The following is a 24,488-nucleotide window of genomic DNA, read 5'->3' as shown; positions in this document are numbered from 1 at the left end:
AATTTTTAAAGAAAAAGGAGGTTTTTCAGCCTATTAATGGTCTGAAAAACCTCCTTTCAAATAAACCAATTATTCAATTGTTCCGGTTCCGGTTTTAAAATCAAGAGTAACTACACTTCCTGCACTCACTTGAACACGCTCCTGATCGGGTCCTTCTCCACGATAAACAATTTCACCATCTAGAACAATAAATTCTCTAGTCCACCAGTCACTGGTTGCCGCAGAAGAACCGGCATACATGCGAAGTTCACCGTCGCCTGTAGTGGTTATGCTCATTTTATCCCCAGATATTTCAAAAGGATACTCCCCAGCATCCCAGCCTCCAAAACAATCTCCCATTCCATAAACCTGGGCTGTCTCAATGGTAATTGTTCCGGCGGCCATATCCATATAAACCATATAAATTCCATCTGAAGGAACAAAAGCATTACCGTCAGCAGAAGTATATCCTACTTCTTCTTCCAGCATAAAGAAGTCTTCTCCCCAGGCTTTTGAAGGGCTCCATTTAAAGCCATTTGCTGAATTAAAATAACTAATACACCAAAAAGCTCCATCAACACCATTTACAGGTATCATTTCCACTATACCTTCTGAAGCCCAGTCCCAAGCCCCAAAGTCCTGACCAATCATGTACATATTTTCAGGAAATTCCGGAGGCTTAAAATAAGCTGTAAAAGTATATGGCTTCACATTTGAATAAACTGGATCAACAGTGCTGTCAAAAGAAATGGAATTAATAGTAGCTTTTACTCTTACATAAAAGGTTATTTCTGCGGACTCTGAGATAAACTCTGTTGCTGCCGCATTAATTTGATCTACTGTGATTTTAACATTATCATCTCCATCTACAGAGGTCATCTCAACTGCATTTGAAAACGTCTCTGAGGTATCTACTTCGATGGCATAATTCACTGAAGCAGAATAACCATAATCTGCAGGACTCCAATACCAGGTACTAACAGAATCTTCTGGACTCATGTCTTCCTCCACCACATAAAACTGTCCTTCAAGATCCTCAAGGACAGGAGCAGAAACATCAGTCTTCATTGTTACCTTATCGTCTTCCTCACATCCAAGAAGGATGGGAACAAACAACAATGGCAATATCATTTTTATATTTTTCATCGTAGATTATTTTTATGGGATTTCCAGATTTTAATTTTACTTGAAACCGGCTAAATTACCCGGCTTCAAGTAAAAAAATATCCTTTAACGTCAGTTTATTAATACCCTTCGTTTTGGACCAAATTTAAATTCGACCCAATATCATCAGAAGGAATGGGATAGACACTTCTGAAATCATTTACAGAGCGACCCTCTTTTATTCCACCTTTCCATGGCCATACGTAAGATGAACCGGAAAACTTCCCGAATCTTACCATATCAGTACGACGGAGAGCTTCATAAAACAACTCTCTGCCTCTCTCTTCGAAAATAAAATCAAGCGTAAGGTCTGCTTCTGCAATAGTTGCCAAAGCACTCTCCTCTCCATAAGCACGTTCTCTAAGCTCATTAACATATTGTAGAGCAGTTGCTTCATCGCCGCCAGCACCTCCACGAAGAACAGCTTCAGCATAATTCAGGTAAACTTCACCCAATCTAAACAAAGGAAAGTCAGTGTAGGCATTATTGCTGGGTGGATTGGAACCATCACTATTAGCATTGTAAAATTTCACGACCGGAATTCCATTGTCTTTAAACAATGAAGGAGATTCAATATCAACATTTTCTGTATAGTCCAACTCCAACATGGCAAAACGATTATCAAACTCAGTATCAGACTCTGCCTCAAAGGTCGCCAGCAATGAAGATCTCGCCCGGTTTCCCTGCCATGCACCCACTGCATTTACTTCAGTCTGCATATCGGAAGGAATGGTACTACTCAAAAGAAAAGTCATACCACCCCAAGTCTGAGTATCATCTCCTTCATAGCGAATAGGAAAAATCATTTCAGGCGATTTATGATTATCTGCTTTAAACACATTCCCATACACATTATCTAATTCATATTGAGCCTGCAACACCTTTTTACTATAAGTAACAGATTCAGTATATTTAGATTCTCCTATATAGGCCTCTGCATTAAGATATAGGCGGGACAACAGCGCCCAGTTAGCAGCTTTATGTGCCCGGCCATAATTATTACTGTCATATCCAACAATAGGATCCAGCATATCAGACTCACATGCAATCAACTCGCTCTCAATATATTCAAAAATTTCTTTTGCCTGCCTCTGTGGAGGAGCATCCTTACCCATTGCACTTTCTTCAGTTACAAAAGGAACATTCCTGAACATATCAAGAAGATAATAATATGCCAACGCCCGGTGAAATCTTGCTTCAGCACGATACTCAACGATTGTTGCTTTTGTACTCTCATCTACACCTCGGGAAGAAAGTTTTCCATCTGTGGTCTCACGAAGAAATGCATTAGCAAGGTTTATTTGATAATACAGTCTGTAATAAAACCCTTTAATAAAAACGTTTCCTGCTCCCCAGGTAATGTTGTTCAACTCAGGAATACCAGCGTCTCCCCAGGCACAATGAGTTTCGTCTGTTGGCAGTTGCTGCAGATTCCACAAACCTCTTAAAAAAGAAGCCTGACTACCTCCGTCAACACCAGCAACATCAGGATCACCATCACCACCACTATTTCCACTAATAGCAAGGCCGGCATATATTTTAGCTAAACTTTCCTGATATGCATCGAGTTCGCTCCCAAAAACAACTTCAGAAACAAGTTCCTCTTCATCTAAGGGGATTGTATCAAGATCATCTGAACAAGCCCCAAACCCTATCATCAGCATTAAAGCTAAAATGCCAACAATGTATTTATATCTAAATTCTTTCATACTATCCACTTTTTAGAAATTAAAACTTAAGCCAAGAATAAAAATTCGTGGGTTGGGATAAATGTTATTATCTATCCCGTCATTCCCGAATTCAGGATCAAGTCCGTCATAATCTGTAACCACAAATGGGTTTTCAACAGTAAACGATACTCTGGCTCGCTGATTTTCTTTCCACAAACCAAGATCTTCGAAGGTATAACCAAGAGAAATATTATCCATTTTCAAAAAGGAAGCCTCCTGAATATAATAACTTGAACGATAACGTACATTTTCAAAATCGGTATATAATGCACTATTCAATCTGTTCTTTAAAAATCCTGATGGATCATAAGTTGTATTATAGGATTCTCTGTTTGATTGCACATTATTGTACGCATAATTGCCCAAATGAGCTCTTAATGAAAAGTTGAAATCCCAATTCTTATAATTTAGTTGAGATGATAATCCCATAGTAAAATCAGGAGCAGATTTCTTATATGCGATACGGTCCTTCTCAGTAATAACTCCATCATCATTTTGATCAACATATGCACCTTCAACAGGCCTTCCTTCCTCATCATAGACCTGCTCAAAAACATAAAATGAGCCAGCCGGATTTCCGACCTGGTGAATCAGGATGTTATTACCTGTACCTCCATCGATGCCGCCATATATAACACCCTCATAATCGGGATCGTCATTAACGGTCAGTTTTTTAATTTCGTTTTCGTTATAAGCAATATTATAGCTCAAGTTCCAACTTAAATCTTTACCAACAATAGGCCGGCCAGTCACAGAGAATTCAAACCCTCTATTGGTCAATTCACCAACATTTGTCAACAATTGATTGCTAAAATTGGTTCCAGCCGGTATTGCTACAGTATTCAGCAAGTCTTCTGTCTCCCGATAATAGAAATCCAGAGTACCACTAACTCTGTTGTCCAGAAAGCCATAATCTAACCCAATATTGTAGGTAGTAGTTTCTTCCCATTTCAGATTTTCGTCGAAAGCAACAGGACGCAACAAGCGAACCATAGAATCACCAAAGAAGTAATTGGCTCCTGCATTGCTATAATTGTACCTGCCCATCCAGGGGTAATCTCCTTGTCCAAGACTTTGCTGACCTGTAATACCATAACTCAATCTTAATTTAAGATCAGAAAGCACATCCGAACCACTCAAAAATGATTCATTCGATATTTTCCAGGCTAATGCTGCAGAAGGGAAAAGTCCCCACTGATTATCAGGGCTAAATCTTGAGGATCCATCATTACGCAAAGTAAATGTAAACAAATACTTTTGCATAAAATTATAGTTCAAACGCCCGAAAAATGAAATAACATAAGCCTCTGTAGAATAATCATCTCCATCCTTATAAAATTCGGCTCCTTCTTGTTGAGCCATCGCTTCAGAATAGGGATATTTATTATTCTCCTCTCTGTAGAATTTTTGCCATGAATAACCACCCATTACATCAAAATGATGGTTATTTACTTCTTTATTATAATTCAAATAAAAATCCAACAAATAATTTCGCTTCAACTGATAATAATCTCTGTTCTCTCCCCATCCGGATTTATAAGTTCCCCAAACATAACTCATTGGTGAATTATCCTGAACAAATACATCTCCGTCACTCTCTGAAACATCATATCCAACATTAAGATTAGCCTTTAAACCATCAAGTGCCAGAAATTCATAATCCAACTGGACATTACCAATACTTCTGTACACAACTGATTCATCCTCCCGCTGATCCAAAACAGCTACGGGGTTTGCTAAACCAATATCAATAGGAGTCCCATCTTCTTTTAAAGACATATAGTATCCATTCCCATAAGGAGAATCTGAGTAAACAGGTTGTGTGGGATCAAATTGCGTTGCTGAACCAATAGCTCCCTGATCTGCAAAACTGTTGGTATTGTAAACTCCCTTAACATTTAGTTTAACACTTAATCTGTCATTAAGAAATTTAGGACTCACATTAAGTGAACCCGTTGTACGCTCCATATTTGACGTCTTCAAAATACCTTCCTCATTGGTATAACCAACCGAAACCCTATAAGGTATGTTCTTAAAATCTCCTGAAAAACTAATATTATGATCAGTACTTAGAGCCGTTTGAAATATTTGGTCCTGCCAATCAGTAGAAGCATCTCCCAGGGCCTGTGCTTGTTCACTGTCACTACCGTAAAGATTGGTAACATATTGTCTGAAGTTTTCTGCATTCATAACATCGACGGTTCCTTTGTCGGTACTAACAGAAAAATTACCATCATAAGCTATTCTCATTTCTCCTTTACGTCCCTCTTTGGTGGTTATAATAATCACACCATTGGAAGCTCTGGAACCATAAATAGCAGTTGCAGAAGCATCTTTAAGAACAGTAAATGTGGCAATATCATTCGGATGAATTGAACTTAAAGGATCTGACATACCGCTAACACCAGAAGCATTATCAACAGGCACTCCGTCAATAACAATCAATGGATCGTTGGTCGCAGACATAGACGATCCGCCCCGAATCCTAATCATAGATCCAGCGCCCGGGGCTCCACCAGAACTAACTACGCTAACTCCGGCAATTTTCCCGGAAATCAGATCTGATGGCGATGTCGCTAATCCCTTGTTAAGCTTTGACGCATCAACTGCTGTGACAGAACCTGTTAAGTCCTCTTTCTTCACAGAACCATAACCAATTACCACAACCTCATCCAATCCGAGGGTTGCAGGTTCCAAAGCAACATCAATCTGATTTTGCCCTGCAACAGAAATCTCCTGAGAATTATATCCAATAAAAGAAAATGCAAGAATTGCATCTTCAGGTACTGATACATTATAAGTTCCATCTACCTGAGTGATGGTTCCCTGCTGAGTACCTTGTATTACTACAGTTACACCCGGCAACGGGTCACCGGTTTCGGCATCCGTTACCGTTCCTGTCACTGATACTTCCTGGGCAGAAGCGCTTATAAAAAAGCCAAGTCCCAAAAAGAGAAACAGGATTTTGTAAAAACTAAACTGTTTTTTCATAAAACCTTGATTTAAAATAAACTTGATTAAACATTTTTTTTGCAAAAGACCATTCATACAATATATGGTCTCAATGTGTACCGGATTTTTTCTTAATGAATCAACCTCCTGAGAAAGCAAAAACCGGAGACATCGTTATGACCCAGGACAGGCTTTCGGGTTGTTATCATTTCTTAACAGAACAAATTTAGGAATAAAACACCCCTTGCTAAACATTTGTTAACATAGATTCTCGGCTTTTTACACAAAAAACGTCGCAAACGATACCGCAAACGTTTGCGGTATCGTTTGCAGAAAAACCCCCTGTTGTAAAACATGTTTTAGAATTTTTCGCAAACGTTTTCGATGAATTAAAAGAGGTTCAAAACAGGTATAAAACAGCACTTTTGAATGAGAATTCTAATGGCTGCACGCATATAATATTAAATTACAATAAAAATGGAGGCGTTATTCAAAAAAGGACAACAAAGGACACCTCCATCCTTTTTGACTTCAACATTGCGCCAACAGCAAATTTCGATCAAGCGAATGGAAAAACATGATTTGCTTAGTTTATAGACGGACATTTAGACAAAAACCAATAAAGCAAGGTTGTCTTTCTTTAAAAAAACAGGCTCTGCAGTGAATTAGTGTTTTTTTTATATATATTTAAACAAATAAAAAAGTCATATTACCGGTCATCAACACCATGACATATTATAATGTATGAAACGAGCATGGCAATGATTGCCTTAAGAGAACACCTATAAGTTCTTACATGCAAGTTCTATCCGGCCTTAATAAATAAATTTCAAACGGATGAAATCAAATCACGTTACATTAAAAGATATTGCCCGAATACTGGAACTTTCGCCTTCAACGGTTTCAAGAGCGCTGAAAGATCATCCGGATATTAATGAAGAAACCAAAAAGCTGGTAAAGACCTTTGCCGAAAAGGTTAATTACCGCCCAAACGCCCTGGCATTAAGCCTCCGGCAACAAAAAACCAATACCATTGGGTTGATCATTCCTGAAATTGTTCATCACTTTTTTTCATCTGTAATCAGCGGTATCGAAGACATTGCTTACGGTGAAGGATACAACGTCATGATTTGTCAATCCAACGAAAATTATCAGCGTGAGGTCATTGACACGCAGGCGCTCATTGATCACCGGGTGGATGGAATACTGGTGTCGGTCAGCAAAACCACAAGAGATTTCAAACACCTCCAGAATGCCTATGACAACGGTATCCCCATGGTATTTTTTGATCGTATTGTGGAAGAAATAAAAACCGACAGAGTTATTACAGACGATTTCCTGGGGGCCAAAATAGCCACCAGCCACCTCATCGAAAAAGGTTGTAAAAACATATTACACCTGGCTGCACCACAGCATCTGGTAATTGGAAGCAGGCGCAAGGAAGGATACCTGAAGGCATTGGAAGAGCATGGGATTGAAACAGATGAAGAATTAATTGTCAAGTGCGACACCCGCGAATATGTTTTCAGCCTTCAACAACATTTAATGAAACTGATTGAAGAAAAACATATTGACGGCATCTTTGCGGTCAATGACAGCACAGCCATCGCCACCATGCAGGCCCTTCAGGCAGAAGGCATTAAAATACCGGAACAAATAAAGGTAATCGGGTTTGGAGATGGTCCAAATGCTGACATTGCTTACCCGCCCCTCAGTACCGTAGAACAAAAAGGCTATGAGACAGGACGTGAAGCCATGCGCCTTTTACTTCAAAGACTTGAAAACCCTGGCATTGAAATTAATTTTTCAACCAAGGTGCTGACGCCGACTCTTAAACAAAGGAAATCAACTTAACGGAATGATACTCCCTGCCCCATGTTGAGTTTCCGAAATCGTTTGCAAAAATTAACAATCACCACAAAAGCATTTCAGCAAACCACACCGCAATCGTTTGAAATAAGTCATTTACAGGCATTTTAACTAATTATTGTTTCATCAAAACATAAAAATAATTGCAAATTAATCCCTGATATTCCTACATTTGCATTGTACCGATTTTTTCTTTTACAAGAGAGGTAACATAACGCCTCTTCAACTTCCTTTCGTAAGACAACTGAACCAGCAGGATGTCTGCTACTGATTCGTGTTGGCTCCACCGGTTAAAGAAACTGGCAAGCCAACTTACCAATCATGTGTAACAGCAGCCCGTTTTCGAAGTTGTATATTTACTTATCTTTTCTTTTCAAACAATCATTTAATGGAATTCTGATCATTCCGGAGAGAGATTAATCCCCGGTGGGATTATCATTTTATTAATTTCCGGTGGTGGTAAGCATAGAGGCTCTGTATGCACAAAGACCTTTCCACACCACACTTAAGCAGTCTGAGACTGAATAAACAACTGATAAAAAAGGAAAAAGCGAAACATGAAGAAGTTACCTCGATTATCAAAAGCCCAGATATGGAATATGAGCATTGGCTTTCTGGGAATCCAGTTTGGATTTGCACTCCAAAATGCCAATGCCAGCCGCATATTACAGACCTTTGGTGCCGATATAGAACACCTGGGATGGTTTTGGCTGGCAGCACCCATCACCGGGATGCTCATTCAACCCATTGTAGGGCATTACAGCGACAAGACCTGGACAAAACTGGGTCGCAGACGCCCCTATTTCCTGTTTGGAGCCATCTTTGCCGCTCTGGCACTAATTTTCATGCCCAATGCGGAAATTCTGGCATCCATCATTCCACCCATGTTTGTGGGAGCAGGTATGTTGATGATCATGGATGCTTCCATTAACATCTCCATGGAACCTTTCAGGGCACTGGTAGCCGACAAGTTACCCCTGGACCAGCGAACCATGGGATTTTCGGTGCAATCAACACTCATCGGTATTGGTGCAGTAGTAGGTTCCTGGATTACCTACGCACTGGCCGAATGGTTTAATATATCAAAGACCGCTCCTGCCGGAAGTGTACCCGACAATGTCATATTCTCCTTTTACATTGGAGCTGCAGTATTAATTGTAACCATTATATGGACAGTAATAACCACCAAGGAATATTCTCCGAAAGAACTGGAAGAATATACGGGAGAAGATACAGAAATCAACCCTGCAACTGAAGTCATAAAAAAAGAGAATGGCTTTGTTCAGATCATGAAAGATTTTGCGGCGATGCCCAGCACCATGAAACAACTGGGAGTCGTTCAGTTTTTCTCATGGCTGGCACTTTTCGGAATGTGGGTTTATACCACCCCGGCTATTGCACAACATGTTTACAACCTTCCGGTAAGTGATACCAGCTCAGAGATGTACAACGATGCTGGAAACTGGGTCGGAGTGCTGTTCGGTGTTTACAACGGAGTTGCTGCCCTTTACGCACTTTTGCTGCCCTTTATAGCCAAAGCAACCAGCCGAAAAGCAACCCATGCACTTTCACTCCTCATCGGTGCTGCAGCACTCATCTCCATCTATTTTGTGAAAGATCCTGACATGCTTATAATACCAATGATTGGTGTTGGAGTCGCATGGGCAAGTATTCTTTCAATGCCCTACGCAATCTTATCCGGAGCTCTACCGGCCAAAAAGATGGGCATATATATGGGCCTCTTTAACTTTTTTATCACCATTCCGCAAATTGTAAACGGATTGGCCAGCGGCCCCTTATTAAAGAGCCTATTCAATTCTCAGGCCATTTACGCATTAATTATTGCCGGTGTCAGCTTATTAATCGCAGCCGGTGCAGTCTATTTTGTTGAAGATAAAGAAAATTAAGCCATGATAAAAGCTTGTTTATTCGATTTGGACGGTGTGATTGTAGATACTGCACGCTATCATTTTATTGCCTGGAAAGCCCTGGCAGAAGAACTGGGATTTGAGTTTACCGAAAAAGACAATGAACGTCTGAAGGGCGTGAGCAGGATGAGATCGCTCGACATTCTTCTGGAGATAGGCAACATAGAGATGGAGCAAGAGAAAAAAGAGGAACTGGCAACCCGGAAGAATGATCATTACCGATCTTTTATCACGCAAATGAAACCGGATGAGATTCTGCCGGGAGCTACAGAATTCATCAAAGAACTCAAGGAGAACAATATAAAAATAGCCCTCGGATCAGCCAGTAAAAATGCCATGACCATACTGGACCGGTTGCAACTTACCGACTGGTTTGATGCTGTGGTTGACGGCACCAAAGTAAGCAAAGCCAAACCCGATCCTGAAGTGTTCCTGAAAGGAGCTGAAGAGCTGAATGTCCTGCCCGGCGAATGCGTCGTATTTGAAGATGCAGAGGCAGGCGTGGAAGCAGCCCTTGCCGGAGGAATGAAATGTGTGGGCATAGGAACACCCGATGTATTGGGCAAAGCTCACCTGGTGGTTTCCGGATTACATGAGATGAACTTTGATAAATTATCAAAGCTCTAATTAGTGTCTGTTCATAAAGTACCATTTGCTGCGTTACGCTCGTCCGAAAATTACTCATTTACGATGAGTAAACTCCGTATTTTCGGACTTCGCAAGCCTTGCAACTGGCACTTTCTGACCAGACACATGACTAAATACAGACTTTGCTTAGTTTATAGACAGACTCTAATTAGCATATAATTGATTACCCGCAAAGGCGAAAATCAATCAACACAAAGATGGATTTTTAAACAACACCGCTTTTGACAATCACTTAACAAGAACGAAAATGAGACAATATTTGAAGCAGGATGAGTGGCGAATAATAGAAGAAGGCTTCAGTCCTGATCACCATAAAGCATCCGAAAGTATTTTCAGCCTTGGAAACGGCCAGATGGGACAGCGTGCAAACTTTGAGGAAGCATGGAGCGGTCCCACTCTTCAGGGCAGCTATGTTGCCGGTGTCTATTATCCGGATAAAACCCGTGTGGGCTGGTGGAAAAACGGATACCCCGAATACTTTGCCAAAGTATTGAATGCTCCCAACTGGATTGGTATTGATGTAAACATCGATGGTGAAACACTGGATCTTTTCAAGGCAGACAAAGTAGAAGATTTTCGCCGCATTCTCGATATGCGGTCAGGCGTATTAAGCCGGTCGTTCAGGGTAACACTCAAAAACGGGAACACTCTTTCGGTCAAATCCGAACGATTTCTTAGCATGACCCGCAATGAAACGGGTGTTGTCAAATACTCAGTAACTCCCGAAAAAGATTGTAAAATCATTTTCTCCCCATACATCGACGGGGATGTGGAAAATGAAGACAGCAATTACGATGAAAAATTCTGGAACATTCTGAAAACAGATGTCGATGAAGGCAAGGGGTCTCTTCTTTCACAAACCAAAAAATCTGATTTCCAGGTAGCCTTTGCCATGGAGACGGAAATTTCCGGAATTGACAATTTCGACATTCAGACGGTGAAAAACGAAACCTTCGCAGGTAACCACATCACCATAAAAGCTGACAAAAACCAAACAATTACCCTTATTAAATATGTAGGTGTTTGCAGTTCACTCAATCATAAGCCGGAAGAATTGACCGCTGCAGCCAAGAAACAAGCTTCTGAAGCCAGACTTCTGGGATTTAAAACACTCCTGGAAGAACAAAAACAACACTGGGAAAACATCTGGAACCTGGGTGACATCAAAATTAAGGGAGATGTGGCCGCACAACAGGGAATTCGTTTCAATATTTTTCACCTCAATCAAACCTACACCGGCGAGGATGAACGACTGAATGTTGGGCCCAAAGGTTTTACCGGCGAAAAGTACGGCGGTACAACTTACTGGGATACTGAGGCCTACGGCATTCCTTTCTTCCTGATGACCGCCCCTCAGAAAGTTGTTCGCAACCTGTTGGTTTACCGCTACAAACATCTCCAAAAGGCCATTGAGAATGCCGAAAAACTGGGATTTACCAATGGCGCTGCACTCTACCCAATGGTTACCATCAACGGAGAAGAGTGCCACAACGAATGGGAAATCACATTTGAAGAAATTCACCGCAACGGTGCCATTGCATTTGCCATCTACAACTACATCCGTCACACCGGAGATATCAAATATCTTTCAGAATACGGATTGGAAGTATTGATTGGCATTGCCCGCTTCTGGAGTCAGCGTGCCACCTTCTCACACGACAAAAAGAAATTTGTCATTCTGGGGGTAACCGGTCCAAATGAATATGAAAACAACGTCAACAATAACTGGTACACCAATAAGATTGCACAATGGTGTCTCAATTACGCACGTGAAGCAATTGACATTGTGCGAAGAAATCATCCTGAAAGATTTGACGAAATTACCGAAAAGGTAAATCTGGACACCGCCACTGAAACCAGCGTGTGGAAATCTGTGGCTACCAACCTGCATCTTCCTTACAGCAAAGATCAGGAAGTTTTTCTTCAGCAGGACGGGTATCTGGATAAGGAACAGATTACCGCCGATGAATTAAGTCCTTCTGTTCGCCCTATCAACCAGCACTGGTCGTGGGATCGCATCCTTCGCTCCTGTTTCATCAAACAGGCCGATACACTTCAGGGAATTTATCTGTTCGAGGAAGAATTGGATACTGAAACAATTCGCAGGAACTTTGCGTTCTATGAACCACGAACCCTTCATGAATCGTCCCTCTCCCCATGCGTCCACAATATTTTAGCGGCCCGTATTGGCAATCTGGAGAAGGCTTACCAAATGTATCTGAGGACCAGTCGTCTGGACATTGATGACTACAACCATGAAGTACATGAAGGCCTCCACATCACCAGTATGGCAGGAACCTGGATGTCAATCGTTGAAGGATTTGGCGGGAAACGCGTTTACAAAGATGGTAAATTACGTCTCTCCCCCATCATTCCCGGACAATGGAAAGAGTATGCCTTCAAAATTCGTTTCCACGAAAAGAACCTTGAGGTAAAAGTAACTCAGGAGGACGTGGAAATTTGTTCGCATGCCGATGAGAAAATTTCCCTGATCCTATACGGAAATGAGATTTCCCTGGCCCCCGGAAAATCAATCAAAGAACCAATAAATGTCAATTATCATGCTTAATAAAAACAGAGTAACCACCCTGCTTTTTGCCGTTCTCATTCTGGCCGGATCCATTCCTGCCATGGCAAAATCAGAGGTAAAAGACCGTCTCGAGCCATCCTCCTGGTGGATAGGATTCAAAAATCCTGTTGTTCAATTAATGGCCTACAGCAAGGACATTGCTCACCTGCGCCCACAGGTCGATTACAAGGGAGTTTCCATTGAACGGATCACTGCCGTTGAAAACCCCAACTACCTGTTTATAGATCTACTGATCGATGAAGATGCCAAACCGGGTAAGGTGGAACTAAATTTTTCTGATGGTAAAAAGATCAGAAAAACCATGGTCCTGGAGTTGAACGAACGGGAAAAAGGCTCGGCTCTTCGTCAGGGATTCACAAGCGCCGATGCGGTTTACCTGCTGATGCCCGATCGTTTTGCCAATGGCAACCCCGAAAATGACAATGTTGCCGGAATGCTCGAAGAAGCAGACCGCGAGGCACCTTATGGCCGTCACGGAGGTGACCTTCAGGGAATCATGGACCACCTGGATTATATTGCAGATATGGGCTTCACTGCCATCTGGCTTAATCCGGTGCTGGAAAATGACCAACCCGAATCATCTTACCATGGATATGCCACCACCAACTATTACAAAATAGATGCGCGCTACGGGACAAATGAAGAGTACCGCCAGCTGGTTGAGAAAGCCAACGAAAAAGGGCTCAAAGTCATCAAGGATATGATTTTCAACCATTGTGGAAGCAAACACTGGTGGATGGAAGATTTGCCGTCGGATGACTGGATCAACTACGATAGTTTTGTAAGATCAAACTACAGACTGTCAACCATTTCCGACCCCAATGCTTCAAAAGCCGACGTTAAACTGGCTACCGAAGGATGGTTTGACACATCTATGCCCGACCTGAATCTGAGAAACGACTTAATGCTCAATTACCTGATTCAGAACAGCATTTGGTGGATAGAATACGCCGGCCTGCAGGGCATCCGTCAGGACACTTATCCCTATCCCGATAAGCATGGAATGGCAGAATGGAACAAACGCATCAACCTGGAATATCCCAATTTCAATATTGTGGGAGAAGCATGGATTGGTGAAGCTGCCAAACTTTGCTACTGGCAAAAAGATTTTCCCAATAGCGACGGTTTTAATTCCCACCTCAAAAGCATCATGGACTTTCCCCTGATGGATGCCATGCATGTTGCCTTCAACGAAAAAGGAGGAGGCTGGAGCGACGGACTCATGCGATTGTACGATGTCCTGGCCAACGACCACCTGTACCCCGATATCAACAACCTGATGGTGTTCCCTGAAAATCATGACGTAGGACGCATATACAATGTTCTGAACAACGATCTCAGAAGTATGAAGATGGTCACCGCCTTTTTTGCCACCGTTCGGGGAATCCCACAATGGTATTATGGCACAGAACTGCTGATGGACGGCAACGGTTACGAAGGTCATGCACATATTCGTCATGATTTTCCCGGAGGATGGGAAGGCGATGAAGTGAACGCATTTACGCGCGAAGGACGGACAGATGATCAGAACGAAATCCTCGATTATCTGACCAAAATTCTGAACTATCGCAAAAACAGTGAAGCCATTCATCATGGAAAAACGCTTCATTTTGTTCCGGAAAACAATGTTTATGTCTATTTCAGATATTTGGATGATCAGGCAGTGATGGTGCTGCTCAACAATTCCAATGACGAGAACCGGACTGTAAATGGCGACCGCTTCAACGAAATCCTTTCAAAATATTCTGAAGGGAAAGACATCATAACAGGTAAGGCAGTAAGTTTTGACAATTTCGAAGTACCTGCCAAATCAGCAAGAATTATTGAATTAAATTAGCCTGACTGTTTTAAAAACCAGGTTAATATCTGTTCCGTGAAACACCGCAACAGAGAGGCTGACAAGTCTTTCTGTTGCTTTCACAAAGTATTTTCCGGTTGTTTTATTCCGGTTTTTTATTAAATCCCTGTAATTTGTGAATGTGGGGCTTCGTCTTCATCCAAAAACGAAGCTACCACATTCATAATAATTAAACATGCCTTATACATCAATAATATGCAAAATTTAAAAACCATCAGCCTTTTATTGGCCGTTCTGTTTCTGATTTCATCCTGTCAGAACGCTTCTCAAAAAGACTCCTCACAGGAGGCTTCCCACGAATATAGCAGCAACAGCCCACTTCCCGAGTGGAGCAAGGATGCCGTGATTTATGAAGTAAACATTCGTCAATACACCGAAGAAGGAACCTTCAATGCCTTTGCAGAACATCTTCCCCGCCTTAAAGAACTGGGTGTTGACATTCTCTGGCTGATGCCGGTTCATCCCATTGGTGAAAAGAACAGAAAAGGAACACTGGGATCTTATTATTCCATCAAAGATTACAAAGCCATTAATCCGGAATTCGGAACCATGGAAGATTTTAAAGCCCTGGTGAAAAAAGCACATGATATGGACATGCACCTGATTCTCGACTGGGTGGCCAATCATACTGCATGGGATCATCCGTGGACAGAGACCAACCCCGAATGGTATCTGCACAATGAAGATGGTGAAATCATTGCTCCGGTGGAGGACTGGACCGATGTTGCCGGATTGGATTACAGCAACCAGGAGATGCGTAAAGCCATGACCGATGCGCTCACTTTCTGGGTGGAGGAAGCCAATATTGACGGCTATCGGTGCGATGTGGCCGGAATGGTACCGGTGGACTTCTGGGAAGATGCGCGGGTTGCCATTGAAGCCGTGAAACCGGTATGGATGCTGGCTGAAGACGAAGAAGAGATCTCATTGCTTGAAAACGCATTCAATGCCAACTACGGATGGTCTTTTCATCACATTATGAACAAAGTAGCCCAAAACGAACAAAATGCCACCCATGTGGCTGAATATTTCCAGAAAATTGACACCCTTTATCCTTCAGGAACCTGGCCTATGCAGTTTACCACCAATCATGATGAAAACAGCTGGAACGGTACTGTTTGGGAACGAATGGGAGATGCCACAAAAACCATGGCTGCCCTGACTTTTGTAGTGGAAGGAATGCCTTTGATTTATTCAGGTCAGGAGGTTGGTCTCAGCAAACAACTCGAGTTTTTTGAAAAAGATCAGATCGACTGGACCGGTGGAGAAGAAATGACTGAGTTCTATAAGACTCTGACCCGGTTAAAGTCTGACAATCCCGCCTTGTGGAACGGCGAGTTTGGAGGTGACCTGGAGATAATTGATACCAATGATGCAGAATCTCTATTCTGTTTCTCCAGACAAAAAGGTGAAAACACCGTTGTAGCCTTGTTCAATTTTTCAGAGAGTTCAGTTTCCGCATTTGTGGAAAACAGTCCTGAAGGTACTTTTACAGAATATTTTTCAGGTGAAGATGCAACACTGCCAGTGAACGGATTGTTGCTTCAACCTTGGGAATTCAAGGTTTTTGTAAAATAACACCTGCTAAGTGTCTGTCCATAAAGTACCATTTACTGCGTTACGCTTGTCCGAAAAGTAATCATTTACGAAAAGTAAACTCCGTATTTTCGGACTTCGCAAGCCTTGTAACTGGCACTTTCTGAACAGACACAGATCCAGCCAGAAACCTTCCCGACTTCATAGACGGGCACTAAGCAGAGCGATTGTTCTATCTCTTCCACAGGGAAAGAGCGATCAAAAAACATAAAAAGGTTGATTTTCAATGCAATTGGGAATCAACCTTTTTTTTCAATTCAAATCTGTCTAAAACCGAATACACAGGCCCATCCTGCGTTAATTCACTTTTGTACAAAATAACCTCCTGCACCTGCTGCTGACACCACCGGGTGTTTTCATGAGCTTCGACTTCATTTATCAATCTCTCCGGACTCTTAATATTTCTTATTCGGGCCAGTGTAAGATGAGGGTTAAACGCCTTTGGACTTATCGGGATGCCTGCTTCACGGCAAACATTCTCCGCAATTTTATTCAAACCACCCAGCCAGTCGCTCTTTTCCACGCCTGCCCACAAAACTTTGGGTGACCGAAGCGACCCAAAAAATCCGGCACCTTCCACAACCATTTGCCCCCCCGCATTTTGGCTAAAACCATTCCTATGCTTTCCGGCAAGCTCCGGAATTTCTGACACAGAAAAATCTCCAATAAACTTAACCGTGATGTGCCATTGAGCAGGCCGGGTCCATCTCAACTGATCTCCGTACCCCTCCCTTTGTAGGATAGCTATCCAATCTTTTAACGAAGGAATTTCGTCCAGCCCTATGCCTAAAAACATCCTCATTTTTTCCATAACAAATGACTTTGCATAAAGGACCAAAAAATTTTAAATTAGTCATTCCTGATGATCACCAAAATAGAAAAAAATATGTCTGAAAAAAAGAGAATTGCAGTAATACTGTCAGGCTGCGGAGTGTTTGATGGCGCAGAGATTCATGAATCCGTTTTCACACTTTGGGCCATTGAAAATGCCGGTGCAGAATATGAAATTTTTGCTCCAGATGTGGAACAGCACCATGTAATAAATCACATATCGGGTGATGAAATGGATGAGAAACGCAATGTCTTAATTGAGTCTGCCCGCATTGCTCGGGGCAACATAAAACCTTTAAGCGGGTTCAATGCAGCAGACTTTGATGCGCTGATGCTTCCGGGTGGATTTGGAGCAGCAAAGAACCTGAGTTCTTTTGCTTTTGACGGGCCTGAATCTACTGTAAACAAAGAGGTGGAAAAAGCCATTTTGGACATCAATAAAGATGGGAAGCCCATTGGAGCCTTGTGCATTTCTCCCGTTATTCTGGCCAAAATATTCGGAAAGGCCAAAATGACCATTGGTTCCGATCAGGGCACTGCTGATGCCATTCAAGCCATGGGGGCCACACATGTGAATACCACACATGGTGAAGTGGTTATTGACGAAAACCTTAAAATTGCAACCACTCCATGCTATATGCTGGATGCAAAAATCACCCAGATTGCCGAAGGAGCAGAAAATGTGGTTAAGGCCGTATTTAAGATGCTGGATTAATTGAATTAAAGATTAAACACCCGACCAATAGCCGGGTGTTTTTTTGCCTTTTGCCTTACAAACTTCCGATTAAATAGAGTCCGTCCATAAACTAAGCAATATTTGTTTCTGGTCATGTTTTTGTCAAGAAAGTGCCAGTTACAATGCCTGCCCCGATTTTTCTTCGGGGGCTTGCAAAGCCCGAAAATCTGCAGTTTACTTGAGTAAATGAGGAATTTTCGGGCAAGCGTAACGCAGTATATGGTACTTTATGGACAAACACTAAATAAAATCGTTACAACATCCCGTTGTCAATCATAATGATGATGTGTTCAATCATTCGGTCTTCTCTCTCACCATCATATTCATCCTTCAGATTGGAGCCAAACAAGCGGGCCACCGACTGCCAGAAAAATGCGGAGAACCCGCCTTTATATTCTTTTATCAGATTATAACTGGTATCACCTGTTTCGCGGTCAATCAGCTTAATAAGCATACGTCCCTGGGAAAAGGTGAGTTTCCGCAAAGGCTTTTCAAATTCATTGAACAACTCTTTTTCGGCTTCTTTCAGAAATTCTTTACGCTCTTTCTCCCGTTCAATAAGGGCCAGCTCTGCATTTATCGAGTTCAGTTTGTGAGCCGCAACTCTTGCATATGGAAGAGCTATTTTTATATTCTTTACCAAACGGTTATAAGTCCTTCGCTCACGTTTATTCCTGAACTTCCAGTCGGGAACAACCTTTACTTCACGTAAAACAATGTGCGGAATGGTATCACCTTTCACAATTTCTGATTCAAGAAGATACACTTCCTTACCTGCCATCTCTTCCGTGCGCACATTCTGAGCAAATCCGGAAGTAACAAGCACGAGAATAAGTGTTGCCAACACAAAATATCTTCTCCAATCAACCATTTAAAAACAATCTTTACATATCTGATATGCAAAAAGCTTACCGAACCAGTGTAAAGAATCTTAATATCCCGAACTAATTTTTACGCTGGTTTCCTTTTTTCTTCGTTAACCTTTTCCGCCGTAGGGATGGCTATGGCTGTAAAGATTGCCTTGAAAAAAGAAAACCTTCATCAAAAATTTTAGTTCGTTCTATTAAAACTCTTTACACTAATCTTTCATTGCCTGCTGGCATTAACTAATTTACAATCAAAAAAATCAAAGACCGGCCTTCTCTCTGAGCCATTTGATCTCATCGGGCCACCGCAAAGGATCAGGCGTTTCCAAAATTATCGGAATGTCATTGAAACGATCATCTTTCATCATTCGCTCAAAAGTTTTATTGGTCATATAACCATCCCCGAGGCTGGCATGACGATCCACCTTACTTCCCACATCCTTTTTGGCATCATTCAGATGCACCCCCTTCAAATACTCCAACCCGACAAGTTCTTCAAATGCAGTCCAGCTCTTCTCGTAACCTTCATCTGACAAAAAATCATATCCGCCGGCCCAGCCATGACAGGTATCAATACATACCCCAACGCGGGATTTATCGTCCACCAACTCAATAATTCGTGCCAGATGCTCAAACCGGTAACCCACATTAGAACCCTGACCGGCGGTATTCTCGATCACGGCCGTCACTCCATTTGTTTTTTCCAGCACGATATTCACCGATTCTGCAACCCTTTGGAGGCACTCATCTTCAGAAATCTTTTTAAGATGACTTCCCGGATGAAAATTCAGCAATTCCAACCCCAACTGCTCACATCGTTGCATCTCATCAAGAAAAGCTTCCCGTGATTTTTCAATCCCGGCTTTCTCAGGATGTCCCAAATTAATAAGGTAACTGTCGTGCGGCAATATATGACGGGGTGAAAATCCCAGATCATCGCAGTTCTTTTTAAACTTACTAATGCTCTCCTCTGTAAGTGGTTTGGATTTCCACTGACGCTGGTTTTTGGTAAACAATGCAAAGGCGGTAGCTCCTATTTCCTTAGCATTAACCGGAGCATTCTCTACGCCACCGGCAGCACTCACATGGGCTCCAATATACTTTTTACTCATTCTCAATGTTTTTTAAGTTACAATCATTTATCCCTGGCAGATCAGCCCTCAATGGTTATATCTTCTCACAAAATAACACAAAAACTCAAAACAGCGAAACTGACATTTTGACAACCCTCCAAAATTGGCACTATTTCTGATTTATGGATTTATGTATTTTTGTAGATATTAATATATTTATTGAAAAAATGAACCATATTTCTGTTACATCACTCCAGGATTTCAAAGAACAACTGAAATCAAATCCCGATCTCTTTTTACTGATTTACAAAATGGGATCAGAACAAAGCGACTGTGCATTGACAAACCTCGATGCAATGAAGCCGGAGAATGCATCAACAGTATTTTCGGTAAACGTGGCTGAAGTAAGAGATGTTCATCCCGAATACAATATCACCTCGGCTCCTACCCTCATTGAATTCAAAAGAGGGGTGCCGGCACGTTACCTGAAAGGTTGTCATCAGGAGGGGGCTTTGGAAGCATTTTTCAACCCTCTTTCCATTACTGGCAACGCCGAAGGGGAAAAGAAACAAAAACAGGTAATTGTCTATTCCACTCCCACTTGTTCGTGGTGCAGAACTTTAAAAGATTACCTGAAGAACAATCAAATACAATTCAGGGACATCGATGTAAGCAAAGATGAGAAAGCCGCCACTGAGATGGTAAAAAGAAGTGGTCAGCAAGGAGTGCCGCAAAGTTTAATTGACGGCCAGGTAGTCGTTGGATTCGACAGAAACAGAATAAACAGCCTTTTAGGCATCAATGCATAATAACTAAAATAAATAAACAATGAAGGAGTTACAACCAATCAATCAGAATGTATTGCTTGAGCTTCCGGAAGAAAGCTCAGAGCAGACCACTGCTTCGGGAATTATTATTCCGGACAGCGCAAAAACCAAAGAAAAAACCGGGAAAGTTGCCGGAATCAGCAACATCGACAATGCTGAAATATCCGTCGGCGATACGGTCCTTTACAAAGAATTCTCAGGTACGGAACTGGAGTTTGAAGGCAAAAACTACTTGCTGGTTCCCTATTCCGACATTCTTGGAAAGGTCGTTGAGACAGACGCTATTTAACCATTGACGTTTCAAAGACGAAAACATTTAATTATTCCAATATTCCATAAAAGGCCGGATTTCCTCCGGCCTTTTATCATTTTAGGGGTTGGGAAAAAATCAGATTTTTTTCCCAAAACATTCACTAAATTGCATTCGATTGAACACCTATAACCAAACAATCGTTGATTTGTAAGAACATTTCTAAAAAACCGGAACAACTACAATAAACCACTGAAATACAAACAAAAAGCATTTCTCGTATGAGTAGCACCCCAATAGTTCCCCATGTAACTTCCGAAATAGGAAATTTAGAAGCTGTAATACTGCACACACCAGGGCCTGAGGTAGAAAACATGACCCCAGGTAACGCCGAGCGCGCACTCTACAGTGACATTCTGAATCTACCGGTAGCCATTGAAGAGTATCAGCAACTCAGCGGTGTGCTGAACAAGGTATCAAAAACATTCCAGGTCAAAGACTTACTAACAGAAATTCTTATTGACCCCGACATCAAAGTTTCCCTTATTGAACGCATCTGCACCCATGAAAAAGTGCTCAACATTAAAGAAGATTTGCTTTCGCTCAACAATAAAGAGCTGGCCGCACAACTCATCGAGGGCGTTGCCCTGAAGCGCGATTCCCTTACCACATTCCTTTCAGATGAGAGGTATGCCCTGCGACCATTGCATAACTTCTTCTTCACCCGGGATGCTTCTGTTACCGTTTACAACCAGGTAATGATCTCCAAAATGGCCAATAAAGTAAGAGAACGGGAATCTATTATCATGGATGCCATTTTCAACTATTCACCACATTTCAAGACCTCCATCATCAACCCGATGAACACCTGGCATGTGGGCACAGAAACTTTTATTGAAGGGGGAGATGTACTCATTGCCCGGGATGATATCCTGATTATCGGCAACGGCACCAGAACCTCAACACAGGGCATTGATTTTCTGGCAGAACAAATCAAGACACAAAAAGGGAAGAAGCACATTGTGGTGCAACAACTTCCCGAATCCCCTGAATCGTTCATCCATTTGGATATGATATTTACCCTGCTGGACAGGGATACCTGCATGATATATGAACCTCTGCTGCGCCAGGAGAATTCCTATGCCACCATACTTATGACCATCGAAAACGGTGTGGTAAAAGAAATATCCAGGCAACCGGGCTTACTTCAATGTCTGAAAAGCCTCGGTATGGATCTGAAGCCGGTCCCCTGTGGAGGAACAGATTTGTGGCAACAGGAGCGGGAACAGTGGCACAGTGGGGCAAATTTCTTTGCTCATGGTCCCGGGAAATTAATCGGTTATGCCAGAAACGTGCACACTCTGGAAGCCTTAAATCAGGCAGGATTTGCCATTATCAAAGCAGCAGATGTAATCAGCAACAAAACAGATCTTTCCGATTACGAGAAATATGTAATTACCATCGAAGGCTCAGAGCTGCCCCGTGGAGGCGGTGGCGCGCGTTGTATGACAATGCCCGTAAGAAGATCAAAAGTTAACTGGTAAAAAATAATTAATACCCCCCGGTATGAAAATTGAGATTGCTCAGCTACATTTGTATTAAGAGCACTCTGCTGGGTGAAAATAAATTGTAGGGGGTTGATGTTCGGCAAATCCGAACATCAACCCCCTACATCGACTTAAACCACTTCCTTTACAATATCTGCCGCCTCTTTAAGAGTTATAGCCGACCGAACTTTCAATCCGGAGTTATCAATGACGGCTTTACCCTCTTCTGCATTGGTTCCCTGCAATCGTACAATAACGGGCACCTTGATATTTCCAAGGTTTTTGTATGCCTCAACAACACCGGAAGCCACTCTGTCACAACGAACAATGCCACCAAAAACATTTATCAACACCGCTTTCACCGCCGGATCCGACAAAATAATCTTCAACCCTGCCTCTACAGTTTCGGCATTGGCACCACCTCCTACATCCAGAAAGTTGGCTGGTTCTCCACCTGACAGTTTTATGATATCCATAGTGGCCATAGCCAAACCGGCACCATTGACCATACACCCCACGTTACCATCCAATTTCACAAAATTAAGGTTGTTTTTGCCGGCTTCGGTTTCAGTGGCATCTTCTTCATTCAGGTCACGCATATCAGCCAGATCAGGGTGTCTGAACAATGCATTGTCATCAAGATTCACTTTGGCATCAACAGCCATAATCTTATCGTCGGTGGTTTTAAGAACCGGGTTGATTTCAAAAAGAGAGGCATCAACAGCTACATAGGCACGATAGAGTGCAGCAACAAACCGGGTCATCTCTTTGAACGCCTGACCTTCCAAACCAAGGTTAAAGGCAATTTTACGGGCCTGAAAAGGCAAAACTCCTGTACCCGGGTCAATCTCTTCCTTAAAAATGAGTTCGGGAGTTTTATCGGCTACTTCCTCAATATCAACACCCCCCTCGGCAGAGTACATGATGGTATTTTTTCCGGTTTCCCTGTTTAGCAGAACACTCATATAGTATTCCTTCTTCTCTGAGGGACCAGGATAATATACGTCCTGAGCAATTAAAATCTTTCTGACCTTTTTCCCTTCAGGGCCTGTCTGATGCGTGACCAGTTGCATACCAATCATCTCGGTTGCCAGTTGATGAACTTCATCCAGGCTCTTGGCCAGCTTTACACCTCCACCTTTACCTCTTCCTCCTGCATGAATCTGAGCTTTCAGCACCCACCAACCGGTTCCGGTTTGCTTTTGAAGCTCTTTGGCTGCCGCTACTGCTTCGTCGGCAGTTTCTGCTGTTAAGCCTTCCTGTATGTTAACACCATTTTGTTTAAGAATTGCCTTTGCCTGGTACTCATGAATATTCATATTGTAGATTTTTTTGTGAAAACTATGGTTAAACGTTCAATTAATTCGTTTGACTAAAAGAGAATCTCTAATTTTGTCCCTTAAAAAAATGCGAAAACTAAAGCTCAATGAACTGGGCAGAATTTCTGTTCAGCAATTCAAAGAATCACCCAAAACACCAATAATTGTCGTATTAGACAATGTCAGGAGTCTTCATAATGTTGGCAGCATCTTTCGCACTTCAGATGCATTCCGGCTGGAGGCCGTTTACCTCTGCGGTATCACGTCCACTCCGCCCCACAAGGAAATTCACAAAACGGCCCTTGGGGCTGAAGATTCTGTAAAATGGCAGTACTTTAATGAAACAACAGAGGCCATAGAAAAGTTGAAAAGCAATGGTTATTTACTTCTCGGAATTGAACAAGTGGAGAAAAGCACCCCTTTGGAAGAGTTTCAAACAGATACGCAACAAAAATATGCAGTTATTCTGGGCAATGAAGTGAAAGGTGTTGATCAGAAAGTAATAGACCGGTGTGACCAATGTCTGGAGATTCCGCAATTCGGAACCAAGCACTCCTTCAACGTTTCTGTCTCGGCAGGAATCGTGCTTTGGGAGTTGTCAAAAAAATGGGTTCTCACATCAAAGGATTACTGATTGTCTGATCAGCGTCGATGCAATCGGGCAAAAAAACAGACAATTTTCCCCATTTATAAGCAAAAAAAGGCTGCCATCCGGCAGCCTTTTT

Annotated in this window: 18 protein-coding genes; 11 read left to right on the top strand and 7 right to left on the bottom strand. The window is 42.2% G+C overall.

Annotation, left to right across the window (positions count from 1 at the left end):
- Positions 1 to 69: 69 nt before the first annotated feature.
- The 3 genes from BY457_RS16080 to BY457_RS16070 form a co-directional block, all read right to left on the bottom strand.
- Complete coding sequence (locus BY457_RS16080; RefSeq protein WP_106154350.1) at positions 70 to 1,125, bottom strand: SusF/SusE family outer membrane protein; 1,056 nt, start codon at positions 1,123 to 1,125, stop codon at positions 70 to 72.
- A 98-nt stretch (positions 1,126 to 1,223) separates the two neighbouring features.
- Positions 1,224 to 2,852: a RagB/SusD family nutrient uptake outer membrane protein gene (locus BY457_RS16075; RefSeq protein WP_106154349.1), complete on the bottom strand. Its 1,629-nt coding sequence runs from the start codon at positions 2,850 to 2,852 to the stop codon at positions 1,224 to 1,226.
- A gap of 12 nt (positions 2,853 to 2,864) precedes the next feature.
- Positions 2,865 to 5,864, bottom strand: a complete 3,000-nt coding sequence (locus BY457_RS16070; protein ID WP_181256511.1) for a SusC/RagA family TonB-linked outer membrane protein — start codon at positions 5,862 to 5,864, stop codon at positions 2,865 to 2,867.
- A gap of 798 nt (positions 5,865 to 6,662) precedes the next feature.
- Between BY457_RS16070 and BY457_RS16065 the strand changes: the two genes are divergently transcribed.
- The 6 genes from BY457_RS16065 to BY457_RS16040 all read left to right on the top strand — a co-directional run bounded on the left by BY457_RS16065 (position 6,663) and on the right by BY457_RS16040 (position 16,296).
- Positions 6,663 to 7,679 (top strand): LacI family DNA-binding transcriptional regulator, encoded by a 1,017-nt coding sequence (locus BY457_RS16065; RefSeq protein ID WP_106154347.1) that lies wholly within the window; start codon positions 6,663 to 6,665, stop codon positions 7,677 to 7,679.
- Positions 7,680 to 8,251: 572 nt separating this feature from the next.
- The gene (locus BY457_RS16060; RefSeq protein WP_181256510.1) at positions 8,252 to 9,601 is read left to right on the top strand and encodes an MFS transporter; all 1,350 of its coding nucleotides are present in this window, start codon (positions 8,252 to 8,254) and stop codon (positions 9,599 to 9,601) included.
- Positions 9,602 to 9,604: 3 nt separating this feature from the next.
- Complete coding sequence (pgmB, locus tag BY457_RS16055) at positions 9,605 to 10,249, top strand: beta-phosphoglucomutase (RefSeq protein ID WP_106154346.1); 645 nt, start codon at positions 9,605 to 9,607, stop codon at positions 10,247 to 10,249.
- A 268-nt stretch (positions 10,250 to 10,517) separates the two neighbouring features.
- Complete coding sequence (locus BY457_RS16050) at positions 10,518 to 12,839, top strand: family 65 glycosyl hydrolase domain-containing protein (protein WP_106154345.1); 2,322 nt, start codon at positions 10,518 to 10,520, stop codon at positions 12,837 to 12,839.
- Positions 12,832 to 14,697: a glycoside hydrolase family 13 protein gene (locus BY457_RS16045; RefSeq protein ID WP_106154392.1), complete on the top strand. Its 1,866-nt coding sequence runs from the start codon at positions 12,832 to 12,834 to the stop codon at positions 14,695 to 14,697. Before BY457_RS16050 ends, BY457_RS16045 begins: the two co-directional genes overlap by 8 nt.
- Positions 14,698 to 14,913: 216 nt before the next feature.
- Positions 14,914 to 16,296 carry an alpha-amylase family glycosyl hydrolase gene (locus BY457_RS16040; RefSeq protein WP_106154344.1) on the top strand — a complete coding sequence of 461 codons (1,383 nt, stop codon included), beginning with the start codon at positions 14,914 to 14,916 and terminating at the stop codon, positions 16,294 to 16,296.
- Positions 16,297 to 16,537: 241 nt separating this feature from the next.
- Here the strand turns inward: BY457_RS16040 and thpR are convergent, their stop codons facing one another.
- Positions 16,538 to 17,125, bottom strand: a complete 588-nt coding sequence (thpR, locus tag BY457_RS16035; RefSeq protein ID WP_106154343.1) for an RNA 2',3'-cyclic phosphodiesterase — start codon at positions 17,123 to 17,125, stop codon at positions 16,538 to 16,540.
- A 75-nt stretch (positions 17,126 to 17,200) separates the two neighbouring features.
- Between thpR and elbB the strand changes: the two genes are divergently transcribed.
- Positions 17,201 to 17,860, top strand: a complete 660-nt coding sequence (gene elbB / locus BY457_RS16030; RefSeq protein WP_106154391.1) for an isoprenoid biosynthesis glyoxalase ElbB — start codon at positions 17,201 to 17,203, stop codon at positions 17,858 to 17,860.
- Between the two features lie 274 nt (positions 17,861 to 18,134).
- On the opposite strand, the gene BY457_RS16025 is transcribed toward elbB, so the two are convergent.
- Positions 18,135 to 18,752 carry a DUF4294 domain-containing protein gene (locus BY457_RS16025; RefSeq protein ID WP_106154342.1) on the bottom strand — a complete coding sequence of 206 codons (618 nt, stop codon included), beginning with the start codon at positions 18,750 to 18,752 and terminating at the stop codon, positions 18,135 to 18,137.
- Between the two features lie 255 nt (positions 18,753 to 19,007).
- On the bottom strand, positions 19,008 to 19,859 hold the full coding sequence (gene nfo / locus BY457_RS16020; RefSeq protein WP_106154341.1) for a deoxyribonuclease IV: 852 nt from the start codon (positions 19,857 to 19,859) through the stop codon (positions 19,008 to 19,010).
- Positions 19,860 to 20,047: 188 nt separating this feature from the next.
- On the opposite strand from nfo, the gene BY457_RS16015 reads away from it, so the two are divergent.
- The 3 genes from BY457_RS16015 (at position 20,048) to BY457_RS16005 (ending at position 22,441) form a co-directional block, all read left to right on the top strand.
- Positions 20,048 to 20,629 carry a thioredoxin family protein gene (locus BY457_RS16015; protein ID WP_106154390.1) on the top strand — a complete coding sequence of 194 codons (582 nt, stop codon included), beginning with the start codon at positions 20,048 to 20,050 and terminating at the stop codon, positions 20,627 to 20,629.
- Positions 20,630 to 20,648: 19 nt separating this feature from the next.
- Positions 20,649 to 20,936 carry a GroES family chaperonin gene (locus BY457_RS16010; RefSeq protein ID WP_106154340.1) on the top strand — a complete coding sequence of 96 codons (288 nt, stop codon included), beginning with the start codon at positions 20,649 to 20,651 and terminating at the stop codon, positions 20,934 to 20,936.
- Positions 20,937 to 21,178: 242 nt separating this feature from the next.
- The gene (locus tag BY457_RS16005) at positions 21,179 to 22,441 is read left to right on the top strand and encodes an arginine deiminase (protein WP_106154339.1); all 1,263 of its coding nucleotides are present in this window, start codon (positions 21,179 to 21,181) and stop codon (positions 22,439 to 22,441) included.
- A gap of 134 nt (positions 22,442 to 22,575) precedes the next feature.
- Here BY457_RS16005 and sucC read toward each other — a convergent pair whose 3' ends face one another.
- Positions 22,576 to 23,763 carry an ADP-forming succinate--CoA ligase subunit beta gene (gene sucC / locus BY457_RS16000; RefSeq protein ID WP_106154338.1) on the bottom strand — a complete coding sequence of 396 codons (1,188 nt, stop codon included), beginning with the start codon at positions 23,761 to 23,763 and terminating at the stop codon, positions 22,576 to 22,578.
- 88 nt (positions 23,764 to 23,851) lie between these two features.
- On the opposite strand from sucC, the gene BY457_RS15995 reads away from it, so the two are divergent.
- Positions 23,852 to 24,397, top strand: coding sequence for an RNA methyltransferase (locus BY457_RS15995; RefSeq protein ID WP_106154337.1), 546 nt, complete (start codon positions 23,852 to 23,854; stop codon positions 24,395 to 24,397).
- The last annotated feature ends 91 nt before the right edge of the window (positions 24,398 to 24,488 follow it).

Source organism: Marinilabilia salmonicolor (assembly GCF_003003035.1).
Classification (GTDB): Bacteria; Bacteroidota; Bacteroidia; order Bacteroidales; family Marinilabiliaceae; genus Marinilabilia; species Marinilabilia salmonicolor_A.
Note: the sequence above shows the minus strand (reverse complement) of the source record. Positions and strands in the feature narration are given on the sequence as shown.

Coding starts and splice junctions, on each gene's coding strand:
- BY457_RS16080 (WP_106154350.1), bottom strand. CDS start 1,125: ATGAAAAATATAAAAATGATATTGCCATTGTTGTTTGTTCCCATCCTT.
- BY457_RS16075 (WP_106154349.1), bottom strand. CDS start 2,852: ATGAAAGAATTTAGATATAAATACATTGTTGGCATTTTAGCTTTAATG.
- BY457_RS16070 (WP_181256511.1), bottom strand. CDS start 5,864: ATGAAAAAACAGTTTAGTTTTTACAAAATCCTGTTTCTCTTTTTGGGA.
- BY457_RS16065 (WP_106154347.1), top strand. CDS start 6,663: ATGAAATCAAATCACGTTACATTAAAAGATATTGCCCGAATACTGGAA.
- BY457_RS16060 (WP_181256510.1), top strand. CDS start 8,252: ATGAAGAAGTTACCTCGATTATCAAAAGCCCAGATATGGAATATGAGC.
- pgmB (WP_106154346.1), top strand. CDS start 9,605: ATGATAAAAGCTTGTTTATTCGATTTGGACGGTGTGATTGTAGATACT.
- BY457_RS16050 (WP_106154345.1), top strand. CDS start 10,518: ATGAGACAATATTTGAAGCAGGATGAGTGGCGAATAATAGAAGAAGGC.
- BY457_RS16045 (WP_106154392.1), top strand. CDS start 12,832: ATGCTTAATAAAAACAGAGTAACCACCCTGCTTTTTGCCGTTCTCATT.
- BY457_RS16040 (WP_106154344.1), top strand. CDS start 14,914: ATGCAAAATTTAAAAACCATCAGCCTTTTATTGGCCGTTCTGTTTCTG.
- thpR (WP_106154343.1), bottom strand. CDS start 17,125: ATGGAAAAAATGAGGATGTTTTTAGGCATAGGGCTGGACGAAATTCCT.
- elbB (WP_106154391.1), top strand. CDS start 17,201: ATGTCTGAAAAAAAGAGAATTGCAGTAATACTGTCAGGCTGCGGAGTG.
- BY457_RS16025 (WP_106154342.1), bottom strand. CDS start 18,752: ATGGTTGATTGGAGAAGATATTTTGTGTTGGCAACACTTATTCTCGTG.
- nfo (WP_106154341.1), bottom strand. CDS start 19,859: ATGAGTAAAAAGTATATTGGAGCCCATGTGAGTGCTGCCGGTGGCGTA.
- BY457_RS16015 (WP_106154390.1), top strand. CDS start 20,048: ATGAACCATATTTCTGTTACATCACTCCAGGATTTCAAAGAACAACTG.
- BY457_RS16010 (WP_106154340.1), top strand. CDS start 20,649: ATGAAGGAGTTACAACCAATCAATCAGAATGTATTGCTTGAGCTTCCG.
- BY457_RS16005 (WP_106154339.1), top strand. CDS start 21,179: ATGAGTAGCACCCCAATAGTTCCCCATGTAACTTCCGAAATAGGAAAT.
- sucC (WP_106154338.1), bottom strand. CDS start 23,763: ATGAATATTCATGAGTACCAGGCAAAGGCAATTCTTAAACAAAATGGT.
- BY457_RS15995 (WP_106154337.1), top strand. CDS start 23,852: ATGCGAAAACTAAAGCTCAATGAACTGGGCAGAATTTCTGTTCAGCAA.